The 12,113-nt window shown below is 71.6% G+C and carries 6 protein-coding genes; 3 read left to right on the top strand and 3 right to left on the bottom strand.

What is annotated here, in order from left to right; translation table 11 throughout:
* Window positions 1-2,055 carry a transketolase gene (gene tkt / locus FJ309_08390; protein MBM3954616.1) on the top strand — a complete coding sequence of 685 codons (2,055 nt, stop codon included), beginning with the start codon at window positions 1-3 and terminating at the stop codon, window positions 2,053-2,055.
* 49 nt (window positions 2,056-2,104) lie between these two features.
* Here the strand turns inward: tkt and FJ309_08385 are convergent, their stop codons facing one another.
* Window positions 2,105-3,112, bottom strand: a complete 1,008-nt coding sequence (locus tag FJ309_08385) for a hypothetical protein (GenBank protein ID MBM3954615.1) — start codon at window positions 3,110-3,112, stop codon at window positions 2,105-2,107.
* Between the two features lie 130 nt (window positions 3,113-3,242).
* Entirely contained in the window at window positions 3,243-3,935 is a 693-nt protein-coding gene (locus tag FJ309_08380) for an RNA polymerase sigma factor (GenBank protein MBM3954614.1), read from the bottom strand.
* Window positions 3,936-4,340: 405 nt separating this feature from the next.
* Here FJ309_08380 and FJ309_08375 point away from each other — a divergent pair, with 405 nt between their 5' ends.
* Complete coding sequence (locus tag FJ309_08375) at window positions 4,341-7,124, top strand: DUF1553 domain-containing protein (protein ID MBM3954613.1); 2,784 nt, start codon at window positions 4,341-4,343, stop codon at window positions 7,122-7,124.
* Window positions 7,125-7,163: 39 nt separating this feature from the next.
* Complete coding sequence (locus tag FJ309_08370; protein ID MBM3954612.1) at window positions 7,164-8,537, top strand: DUF1501 domain-containing protein; 1,374 nt, start codon at window positions 7,164-7,166, stop codon at window positions 8,535-8,537.
* Window positions 8,538-8,553: 16 nt separating this feature from the next.
* Here FJ309_08370 and FJ309_08365 read toward each other — a convergent pair whose 3' ends face one another.
* Entirely contained in the window at window positions 8,554-11,754 is a 3,201-nt protein-coding gene (locus tag FJ309_08365; GenBank protein ID MBM3954611.1) for a hypothetical protein, read from the bottom strand.
* Window positions 11,755-12,113 lie beyond the last annotated feature (359 nt).

Here is a 12,113-nt window from a genome sequence, read left to right as displayed (position 1 = left end):
ATGGCCACCCCCACTCGGCCGCTCCCCTTCGACGCCACCGACCGGCTCGCCATCGACACGATCCGGACGCTGGCGATGGACGCCGTCGAGGCCGCCAAGAGCGGCCATCCGGGCACGCCGATGGCGCTGGCCCCGGTGGCCTACACGCTGTGGCGTGACTTCCTCCGCTACGATCCGCACGATCCCGCCTGGCCCGACCGCGACCGGTTCGTCCTCTCCTGCGGCCACGCGTCGATGCTGATCTACGCGCTGCTCCACCTCGCCGGTGTCCGCCGCTCGGCCGGCAGCGCGGAGCCGGCGGTCAGCCTCGAGGCGATCCGCGGCTTCCGCCAGCTCGACAGCGTCTGTGCAGGCCATCCCGAGCACCACCTCATCGCCGCCATCGAGACGACCACCGGGCCGCTCGGCCAGGGCTGTGGCAACTCGGTCGGGATGGCGATCGCCGCGCGCTGGCTGGGAAGCCGGTACGGCGTCCCCGGCGCGAGGCTCTTCGACCACGACACCTACGTGCTGTGCAGCGACGGCGACCTGATGGAGGGCGTCGCCGCCGAGGCGGCGTCGCTCGCCGGGCACCTCGGCCTGGCCAACCTGTGCTGGATCTACGATGACAACTCGATCACGATCGAGGGTGAGACGCACCTCGCCTACACCGAGGACGTGGCGGGGCGATTCGCGGCCCTCGGCTGGCGGATCGAACGGGTCGCCGACGCCAACGACACCGCGGCCATCCACCGGGCCCTGACGGCGTTCCGCTCCGAGACCAAACGCCCGACGCTGGTGATCGTCAAGAGCGTGATCGGCTACGGTGCGCCGAAGAAAGCGGGCTCGCACGAGGCGCACGGCGCGCCGCTGGGTGCCGACGAGATCCGCGGCGCCAAGGCGGCCTACGGGTGGCCCGTCGACGGCACCTTCCACGTGCCTGCCGAGGTCCCCGAGCGGTTCGCCGCCACGTTGGGAAGCCGCGGCGCCGCGGCCCGCGTCGCCTGGAACACGGCACGCGACCAGGTCCGCTCCCACGCTCCGCATCTGGTCGCCGAGCTCGACACGCTGCTGGCCGGAAAGCTGCCTGCCGGCTGGGAAGCGGCGATCCCTGTCTTCCCCGCCGATCCCAAGGGTCTCGCCAGCCGGGTGTCGAGCGGCAAGGTGATCCAGGCCCTCAGCGGCGCGATTCCCTGGTTCCTCGGCGGTTCGGCCGACCTCGCCCCGTCGACGATGACGCTCGTCCCGGGGGCCGGCGACTTTTCTGCCGAGGATCCCACGGGGCGCAATTTCCACTTCGGGATCCGCGAGCACGGCATGGCCGCGGCCGTCAACGGCATGGCGCTGTCGGGGCTGCGACCCTACTGCGCGACGTTCTTCGTGTTCTTCGACTACCTCAAGCCGGCCCTTCGGCTCTCGGCGCTCGGCGGCCTCGGCGTGATCTACGTGCTGACGCACGACTCGATCGGCCTCGGCGAGGATGGCCCCACGCACCAGCCGATCGAGCAGCTCGCCAGCGCCCGTGCGGTGCCGGGGATCAGCGTGTTCCGTCCCGCCGATGCCAACGAGGTCGCCGAGGCCTACCGGGTGATCCTCCGCGATCCACACCGGCCGGCGGTGCTCGTCCTCTCACGGCAAAACCTTCCCACGCTCGACCGGACCGGTTTCGGACCGGCCACGGGCACGGCACGCGGGGCCTACGTTCTCCGTGAGGCCACCGGCGGCAAGCCGCAGTGCATCCTCATCGGGACGGGGAGCGAGGTCGGGATCTGCCTCGAGGCCGCGACCATGCTCGAGCGCGACGGCATCCGGGCGCGGGTCGTGAGCATGCCCTGCTGGGACCTGTTCGAGGCCCAAGACGAGGCCTACCGCGAGACGGTCCTGCCCGAGGCGGTGGGCGCCCGTGTCGCCTGCGAGGCGGCCGCCGGGTTCGGCTGGGAAAAGTGGCTCGGACGCCACGGCCGCTTCGTCGGCATGAACGGCTTCGGTGCCTCGGCTCCGGCCCCGAAACTGTATTCCCACTTCGGGATCACCGCCGCGGCAGTGGCCGACGCCGCCCGTGCCCAACTGACCTGACGCGACGATCGCGGAGCGGCTCGGCCGCCCTCTCGGCCTGCCGCCATGATCACGGCTGATGGTGGGAATCGCCGATCACCGCATCCTCGGCATCGACACCGGCGCGGACCTCGCCACGGTGGTTGCGATACAGATGGTCGTCGATGTGAAGGGCGTGGGGACCGATCCGTTCGACGTGGCCGTCCTCGTAGAGGACATGGTGCGTGCGCCGCGGATGGTTGCCGCTCCAATGCCCGTCGTCGTCGGGGGCATCGGCAAGGATCGGATGGTGGGCGCGACCCAGGTTGACCAACGGCTGCAGCCGGCCGGTGGGATCGCGATGGCCGAGCGTGTAGCCGAAATCCCCGCCCATCGACCGGACCATCCGATCGAATGCCTCGGCATCGCCCACTGCCGCGGCGCGCTTCACCTCGTCGAGCGACGGGATCACGAGGCTCCGCTTGGCCAGGTCGGACCCGGGCACGAGGAACGTGCCGTCGTCGGCGCGGAGGCGGTGCTCGGAGACGAGCGTCGGCGCGTAGAGGCCGGCACGCGACAGTGGTCCGGAGTCGGGGGGAGTGGGGAAGCGCCGGTGGTGTTCGGAATAGCCTGCCAGTCCGCCGGCGATCGACTGCACGTTGCGCTGGGTGCGTAACGAACGCGACTGGTCGATCCCGTCGAGCACCAGCGGGATCAACAACACGCTGGCGGCGATCGCGGTCGCCGCGAGGATCGCCCGGTCGATCCAAACCCGTGGCGACCGGACACGCGGCGGCACCCGCTCCTCGCTGAAGATCCGCGGCCGGGGCAGCGGGCCACCCGCCGCAGGTGCATGGGGCCTCAGGCGACGGCCGTCTTCACGGTGATTCTCGATGAACCGCAGGGTCCGCCGGGCGAGCCCCTCGGGAGGCCGTTCCGTGCCCGCGTCGGCCTCGAGGACCGTCGCCGCGCGGCGCAGCCGGTCGAGATCCTTCCGCAGGGGCGGACCGGTCACGGCGTCGGCGAGCGCCACGTCCACCCGCTGCCGCTGGTCGTCGTCAAGCGCTTCGAGGAGATAGCCGACAAGTTCGTCTCGCATGCTGGTGTCCGATGAGCTGGTGCCGCGGATTCTTCGGTCCCGTTCGCCGGCGTGGAACACCGGGGCGGAGGCCCGGTCATCGGGATTCCCCGATCACCGTGCTCGTCCTGCCCCGGGTGCCGACGGCGGGTCATGGAGTGTTGCCACTGTCCTGCCACGAACGGTTGAGCTTGAGCAGCGCCGCATGGAGCCGGCTTTTCACCGTGCCCACCGGCACACCGAGGACGTCGGCCGCTTCGCGGTATTTCAACCCCTGGTGGTAGACCAAGAGCAGCGCCCCGCGGAGCGTGTCGGGAAGATCCTCGACCGCCGTGCGGACCCACTGCTTGGCCTCCTCCCCGGAGAGCCGCTCGTCGGCCGTCTCGTCCCGCCCCGCAAGCATCTCCACCAGCGCCCCGACGTCGTCGTCGCCGGTCCGCTGGTCGAGGCTGACCATGCGGTGCCGACGATTGCGGCGCTGGGCGTCGATGGCCTGATTCGTGGCGATCGTGTAGAGCCACGGTCGGAACCGTCGGCCCTCGTCGAAACCCTCCTTCTTGAGATAGACCTGGAGAAAGGTCGCCTGAAACACGTCCTCGGCCATCTCGGCACTGCCGAGGTAGCGCTTCAGGTACCCGAACAACTCCGTTTCGTACCGGTGGACGAGTCGCTCGAAGGCCGACTCGTCGGCGCTGGTGCGGAACCGCCGGAACAGGTCTTCGTCCGCATCTCCATCGCGACGCCCCGGTCCGTCATCAGCGGCCCACGAACGCCCGCCGTCGCCGTCCCCTCCAGGGCCGGCGGCGGCCGGCGCATCGTCGTCGTGCTGGGCACCGTTCTCCACCGGACCGGTGGCGGGCAGGGCCTGCTCGCCACGTTTCCCCGAACCGCTCGGACGGCGCACCGGACCTCGGGCGGGCCCGGGGCCGTGGTCGGCGGCGGCGTGGGAATCGTGACTCGACATCGGTGGCTACGCAAGCCAGCGGTGGTCGGTTCGGCCCGGGCCCCCCACCGGTGAGGCCAGGGAGTATAAACGCAACGCGTCAGCCCCCGCGAAGTTGTGCAGCGCGGCTCCGGAGCCTCCGATTCGCCTTCGTGAGATCCGGTCCCGGACCGTCGTTCGGCCGATGCCGTCGCCAACCGGACGCCCTCGACCGGAGGGTACACTAAATCCCTCCCTTCCAGGCGACGACCCGTGAACGCTCGCCCGCACCCGTGCCGTGGAGCCCAGACGCAACGCATCCCACTGGTGGCCGGCATCACGACGATGGTGGCGTTCGCCGCCGCCACGGCCGCAGAGCCGCACTACGACCGGGACATCCGCCCCCTGCTCGCCGAGCATTGCCTCGGGTGCCACGGCCCCGATGCCGCGGCCCGGCAGGGCGACCTGCGGCTCGACACCGCCGCCGACACCCACGGCACGGTGATCGCCCCGGGCCGCCCCGACGACAGCGAATTGATCCGCCGGGTCGCCGCCACCGATCCGGACCTGCGGATGCCGCCGCCGGAGCATGGCCCCGGTCTCGCGGCCGCCGAGGTGGAGCGACTGCGGGGCTGGATCGCCGCCGGTGCGACGTTCGAGGGACACTGGGCATTCCGCCCGATCGCCCGCTCCGATCCCCCGGCGACCGACCAGCCGGGTGCGACCGCGATCGACGCCTTTCTCGCTGCCGCTCGGCAGTCACGTGGGCTGCCCGAGCCTCCGCTCGTCGACCGCCGCCGGCTCCTCCGGCGGGCGACCTTCGACCTCACCGGCCTCCCCCCGACCTGGGACGAGGTGGTGGCGTTCGTCGCCGACCCGGCGCCCGACGCCGAGGCCTTCGCCCGCGTGGTCGACCGGCTCCTCGACTCGCCCCGCTACGGCGAACGTTGGGGCCGGCACTGGCTCGACATCGCGCGCTACGCCGACACGCAGGGCGGCAGCGCGATCGGCTTCACGCGGTTCCCCTTCTCGTTCACCTACCGCGACTACGTGATCCGGTCGTTCAACGACGACGTTCCCTGGGATCGGTTCGTCACCGAGCAGGTCGCCGCCGACCAGATGGACCTTTCAGCCAACGACCCGGCGCTGGCGGGGCTCGGGTTCCTCACCGTCGGCATGCAGTTCCGCAACCGCTTCGACCTCCTCGACGACCAAGTCGACGTCGTCACCCGCGGGCTGATGGGGCTGACGGTCGCCTGCGCCCGCTGCCACGACCACAAGTACGACCCGATCTCGACCGCCGACTACCACGCCCTCGTCGCCACGTTCGCGCCGAGCAAGCCGCCCGAACTGCCTCCCGTCATCGGCACGCCGCCCCCCTCCCCGGCACTCGCCGACTACGAACGCGAGCTCGACCGGCGGCGGACGGTGCGCGACGACATGGCGCGCGACCAGATCGCCGTCCTCGAGGGGCGGCTGCGGATGCAGGTCGGCCTCTACCTCCGCGAGCTCGCCAAGGGCACGCCCGAGCAGGATCTGTCGAGCGCCTTCCTCTCGTTCCGCACCGACGACGTGCGCCCCCATCTGCTCGACCGGTGGCGCGAGTACCTCGCCGCCATCGGCCCCGACGATCCGGTGTTCGGCCCCTGGGTCCGGCTCCGCGACCTGCCGGCCGACGGCTTCCGCGAGCGCTGCGCCGAGATCGTGACGGCCCTGGGGGCGGAAAACGGCGACGCGGCAGCCGCGGCCGCCCGCAACGGTCTGTCCGACGACGCCCCGCGCCACAATCCGCTCGTTCTCACCGCCCTCGCCGACCGCTCGTGTGCCACGCTGTCCGACGTCGCCGACGCCTACGGCGACCTGTTCCGCAGCATTCACCGCGAGTGGCTCGAAGCCCAGCGGCTCGCGGCCGAGGAAGCGGTCGGCGACGGGGTCGTGACCGACGAGGACCCGCGGCATCTGGTGGTCAACAGCCCGATCCGCCGGCAGCTCCGCCACCACCTCTTCGCCCCCGGCACGCCCACCGTCCTCGACGCCGACCTCGGCCGCCAACTCCTCAACCGCACCGTTCAGGACGCGCTGGCCGGCAAGGCGGCGGCGATCCACGATCTCCACCTCTCCTCGCCCGGGTCGCCCCCCCGGGCGATGACGCTCGTCGAGCGGGCCAACGCCCCGCCGACGAGGATCCTCCGGCGCGGCAACCCGCTCGATCGCGGCGAAGCCGTCGCCGCCCGTTTTCCCACGATCCTCGCCCCTCCCGATGCCGCACCGTTCACGCCCGGCCAACGCCGGCTCGACCTCGCCACGGCGCTGGTCTCGGCCGACAACCCGCTCGTCCGCCGCGTGCTGGTCAACTGGGCCTGGCAGCATCATTTCGGCGTCGGCCTCGTGCGGACCCCCGACGACTTCGGGACGCGCGGCCGGTCGCCGACGCACCCCGAGCTCCTCGACTGGCTCGCCGAGGCGTTCCGCGACGACGGCTGGTCTCTCAAGGCCCTCCACCGGCGGATCATGTCGAGCGCCGCCTACCGCGCCGCCCCGGTCGAGGACCCGGCAGCCCGCGCCCTCGATCCCGACAACGAGACGCTGTGGCGGATGCCGCGCAGGCGCCTCGACCTCGAGGCGATGCGCGACGCGATGCTCGCCGTGTCGGAGGAGCTCGACACCACCCCCGGAGGCCCGCCGATCGATCTGGCCGCCGTGCCGACGATCCCGCGACGGACGGTGTACGGGTTCGTCAACCGCGACGTCGTCGCCCCGCTGATGGCGACGTTCGACGGCAGCAATCCGGCCGCCTGCACCGCCGTCCGCCCCGAAACCACGGTGCCGCAGCAGGCCCTGTTCGCCCTCAACTCCGACTTCGTCCAGGACCGGGCGGCGGCGCTGGCCGTGGCGGCGGCGCGGGCCGTGCCCGCGGGGGGGGCGGAGCGCGTGGCGTGGCTGTTCCGGCGCGTGGTGTCACGCGATCCCGCGCCTGACGAGACCGCCGACGCCCTCGGCTACCTCGCCGCGGAGCAGGGCGCCCTCACCGACGGCGGCGGCGCGGAGATTCCCTGGGCGCGGTTGGCCCACGTGCTGCTGGCGGGCAACGAGTTCCACTTCGTCGATTGAGCCGACCGAGCGCGAGGTCGCGGCATGATGGATGGCCCCATGAATCGCTCCCGCCGGCAGATCCTCCGTTCGACGGGTCTGGGGTTCGGCTCGCTGGCGCTGGCCGGGCTCCTGGGGCGATCGGCGTCCGCCGCCACGCCTCATTTCCCGCCGCGGGCCAAGCGGGTGATCCACGTGTTCTTGAACGGCGGCATGTCACAGGTCGACACCTTCGACCCGAAACCCGAGCTGCAGGCACGCGGCGGGCAGATGCTCCCCTTCGACAACCTCCAGACCGAACGCAAGACCGGGGTCGCCCTCCCCTCGCCGTTCACCTTCCAACGCCATGGCGAGTCCGGGATCCCGATCAGCGAGATCTTTCCCTGCCTCGCCCGGCACGCCGACGAGTTGGCGGTGATCCGCTCGATGCACGTCGAGCTGCCGAACCACGAGATGTCGCTGATGCTGATGAACACCGGCCACATGCGGCAGGTGCGGCCATCGTTCGGGTCGTGGCTCACGTGGGGGCTGGGGCAGGAGAACGACAATCTCCCCGGCTTCGTCGCGCTGGTTCCCGGCGGGATGCCCGTCGGCGGGGCCGGCAACTGGCGCAGCGCCTTCCTTCCCGGCGCCTACCAGGGGACCCACGTCGACACCTCGAAACCGGACCCCTCGCAACTGGTCGACCACGTGCGAAACAGCCGGATCCCCGCCGAACGCCAGGCGGCCCAGTTCGCCCTCCTCCGCTCCCTCAACGCGCGGCACGCCCTCGAGCGCCCCGGCGAGGAGGCGCTCGAGGCGCGGATCCGGTCCTTCGAACTGGCCTACGGGATGCAGCGCGAGGCGGCCGAGGCCTTCGACGTCCGCCAGGAGCCGGAGCACGTCATCCGTGCCTACGGCGACGGGCTCCAGAACCGCCAGCTGCTCATTGCCCGGCGCCTCGTCGAACGCGGGGTCCGGTTCGTGCAGACCTGGCATGGCAATCTCCAGCCCTGGGACAGCCACTCCAACATCCGCGCCGAACATTCCCGGGTCGCCCGCGAGTGCGACCAGGGGCTCGGCGCGCTGCTGGCCGACCTCAAGGCGCGCGGCATGCTCGCCGACACGCTCGTGCTGTGCACCGGGGAGTTCGGCCGGACGCCGAGCGTGGAGCTGGGGCAGAACGGCTCCGGGGCGTCACTCGGCCGCGACCACAACCACTGGGGATTCTCCCTGTGGCTCGCCGGAGGGGGCGTGAAGGGGGGCACGGTCCACGGCGTTACCGACGACTTCGGGTTCCGGGCGGTGCACGACCCCGTCAGCGTCCACGACCTCCATGCCACGATGCTCCGGCTCCTCGGCTTCGACCACACGCGGCTCACCTACCGCTACGCCGGCCGCGACTACCGGCTCACCGACCTCGAAGGGACGGTGGTCGAGCCGATCCTCGCCTGAAGCACGGCCCCGCCGGCTACTCGAGCCCGTAGGCGCCGGCCATCGGCACGTCGAGCCCGGAACGGCTGGCGAATTGCGTCCGCGACAGGAAACGCGGCTCGAGGTTGAACGTCACGCCGACGTTGTTGCGGCTGTAGTCGACGTTGAACCCGAAGGTCATCAGGAACGACTCACCGATCCGCACGAGCTGGAAGTTCTGGCCGATGTTCATCCCGCGGAGGTTGAGCGCCGTGCCGAACGAGCTCGCCCACTTGGGGCTCATCCGGTAGGTGTACGACCCGGTCAGGACGCTGGCCTGGATCGGTCCGCCGAACTCGTTGAAGCCGATGTAGAAGCTCCCGCGCGGCGTGCGGTTGAGCAGCGCCCCGACGGTGTACAGCTGCTGGCCGCCGGTGAAGAAATCCACGTCGGCGCTCGACAGGACCGTGGTCCGGTCGCCGACGTGCCAGCGGAAGTCGTACTGCCACAGTCCGAGCGGCTGGCCGAAGTTCTGCCCGGTCACCGGAAACACCTCGCCGTCGATGTCGAGCGTGATCCAGTCGATGATCCGGCGGTTGCCCGCCGGGCCGCGCTTCGTCTGCCAGCGCTGCCGGGCGGCGAGCCGGAACACCGACAGATCGTTGGCGATCTCCGTCGGCCCGGTCACCCAGCTGGCGAGGCCGCGCCGGACGGCGTAGGAGCGCGGGTCGTATTTGCCGTCGGGGCCGAACACCACCCCCGGCGGCAGCGGCGTGGCCTGGCCGGGGATCGCCCCGTAGTCCCAATACGGGATGTTGCGCCGGTATTGGTTGATCGTGTCGTCGTCGATCTGGTCGTAGAGCGGGAGCTGGGACAGGTCCTGGGTCGAATCCGCGTAGGCATACTCGAGCTCGAAGACCACCTTGTGGGCGATCCCGTGCACGTTCCACAGCGTGCTCTCGACGGAGTTGTCGGCGGTCCACATCGGCAGGCTGGAACGGATCCCGACCTGACCGTACGCGCGGTCGAGGGGCGACTGCGACAGGTCCTGTCCCCAGTGGGCCAGCTCACCGAGCGCGTAGGGCACGAGCTTGACCGGCCCGGCCTGGAACGGCAGGTCGATCTCGTGGCGCGTCGCCAGCCGCTCGCCGATCACGTCGGCCTCGTAGGGGAGCGTCGTCCAGTACTGCAGCCCCTGCCCGGGCGTCGGCGTCTGCGGCAGCGCCTGGCGGACGTAGGAAGCGCCGCTGTGCTCGTACCACGAGAGGGCGTCGCGGAGCAGCGGCTGCGCCATCGTGTAGTGGTCGAGCCGCGGCCACCACTCGCTCTGGGTGAAGAACGGATCGACGCGGACGCTGGTCAGCAGCCGCAGTTCACGGTTGTCGATCGGCCGCCGGAGATCGAGCCAGGTGCGCTGCTCGTAGCCCTCCTCCCACTCCGCCTCGTAGTACTCCTCGAGGAAGTTCATGTCGCTGATCCATCCGGCGGCGCCCCGCGCCTGCCAGCCACCACCGAGATCCTGGCGGTGACGCCAGAAGGCCCGGCCGCGGAAGTCGTCGGGGTAGGTGAAGTCGCGGCGGTAGAGGCCGAGGTTGTCGATGCCGTGGTCGTTGATGAACCAGGCGTCGAGCACGCCGTTGGCCGGGGTGCCGATGCGGAGGAAGTCAGGGCGGTTGTAGAGCAGCGCGGTGCCGAAGCCGAGGCCGCGGTAGCTGAGGTAATCGATGTTCAGATCCCAGTCGACGCCGTCGGGGGGCTGCCGCCAGCCGAAGATCTGGAACAGGTCAAAGCTCGTGAGCACCTGCGCGCCCATGATCCGGTCGTTCCGGACCTGGACGTTATTGATGTAGAAGGTCGGCTTGCGCGCGTCGGAGGCGAGGATCGGCCACCACAGGACCGGCACCCCGCCGAGCGTGACGGTGTTCCCCCGGCTGACGATGAACTGGCGGTGCTCGACGGCGGGCTCGCCGGTGAGCGGATTGACCGCCGGGGCACCGTCGGGCCCGGCCAGCGGCACCTGATCGTCGGTGAACTCCATCTGCCGCGAGCGGAACTCCCAGGTCGGCACCCCGAGGCGGCTGCTCGTCAGCCCGGTCCCGCCGGCCACGAACCGGCTCCGGTCGACCTGGCGGAGGACATCGGCGCGCAACCGCACCAGGCCCGAGTAGTTGTCGACCGGCGTCAGTACGGTGGCGCCGGTGATTACGCCGGAGCTGCGCGGCACGTCGTAGAACATGCTCGTGGCCTCGACCACGCGTTGCCCCTGCCGGAAGACGACGTTGCCCTCCATGTACAGTTCGAGCGGTACGTCGGCGGCCTGCGCGGCACTGCCGTCGAGGTCGGGTTGGCCCGCGCCCCGGGTCCAGATCACGAGCCGGTCGGCAGAGATGTCGAGCGGCCCGGCGGGGTCGACCCCGTCGACGACGAGATTCACCCCCGACGTGATCACCGCCACCCATTCACCGCCGGCAGGGCTGGGGAACCAGCGGATCGCGAGCGGCACGCTCGACCGCGGAAAAGCGCGGAGCCGCCGCCCCGGCACGGCCGCCACGGCGGGCGGAGCGCGGCCGCCGAACTCGCTGTACTGCGCCAGCGTCACCGCACCGTCGTCACCCGCGCGCTCGGTCACCGGGGGCGGGGCGCCTTCGGGCGGCCGGTCGTAGACCGCCGGCGTGCCCGCCGCCGGCACGACGCTGGTGAAGGCGAGCGTCGGGGATCGGCAGGTCCAGAAGCGCCCCGTCCACTGCGGGCCGCGGACCGTGGCGTTCCCCGTGTCGTCGCCGGAGGCGACGCGCACGTCTCCGGCCATCCGCACGAGCACCCCGCGCAGCGGCGGCCGCGGCGGGCCATCGGCACCGGGATCGGCGTCGGGAGGCGGTGCACCGGGATCCTGCTCGATCCAGACCACGGCCTCGTGGGCAGTGGCCAGTGTCGTGCCCTGTTCGATCCGCACGCCGCCGGTGAGATGCCAGACGTCGTACGAGCCCTCGGTCCACCGCGCCGCCTGGCCCGCGCCGATCGACAGCCCCTCGCCGGGATCGACGGCCGGTACCTCGATCCTGCCTGCCTCGGCGATCGCAGCGGCCAGGCCTCGCGCCGGCACCGCGGCGAGTACGCCGGCCGTGGGCGCGGGCTCGGGCACCGTCTGGGCGCCGGCGCGCGGCAGCCCGATCACCACCAGACAGGCGACGGCGAGGGCGCTCCCGCGGGCGGACCGGGGATGGCGGCGGAGCGGTGGAGGGATGCCGTGTGAGCGCACGCGTGGAGTCCGCGCGGAAGCGCGGGAGGGGACGGACTTGAAAAAATCCGCGGGGTTATAGGAGTGCCGCGCGCAGGGGGTCAAGGCATCGCGGACCCCGCCGACGGCCCCCAAGTCCGCGTCGCGATTGGGGTTATCCCGCCGCGCGGTGGCCAGCTCGAAGGTCGCGTCCCCGGGGAGCGCCCTCGCGTCACCTTCGCCACGGCGCTCCCCGCGCGGGCGATTGGGTGGGACTGGTGACCCGCGTCGGCCGACGGCTACGATGACGACGTTTCCCAGCCTGCCCCGGGAGCGGAGAAGGACGTGGTCCACCGTCCGTCCGCCGTCGCCCCGGCCCGCCCCGTTTGCCAGAAGAGCCC

It is taken from the genome of Planctomycetota bacterium, assembly GCA_016872555.1.
Classification (GTDB): Bacteria; Planctomycetota; Planctomycetia; order Pirellulales; family UBA1268; genus F1-20-MAGs016.
The sequence above is the reverse complement of the archived record's forward strand: the minus strand, read 5'-3'. Positions and strand labels throughout refer to the sequence as shown.

Coding starts and splice junctions, on each gene's coding strand:
- tkt (MBM3954616.1), top strand. CDS start 1: ATGGCCACCCCCACTCGGCCGCTCCCCTTCGACGCCACCGACCGGCTC.
- FJ309_08370 (MBM3954612.1), top strand. CDS start 7,164: ATGAATCGCTCCCGCCGGCAGATCCTCCGTTCGACGGGTCTGGGGTTC.
- FJ309_08385 (MBM3954615.1), bottom strand. CDS start 3,112: ATGCGAGACGAACTTGTCGGCTATCTCCTCGAAGCGCTTGACGACGAC.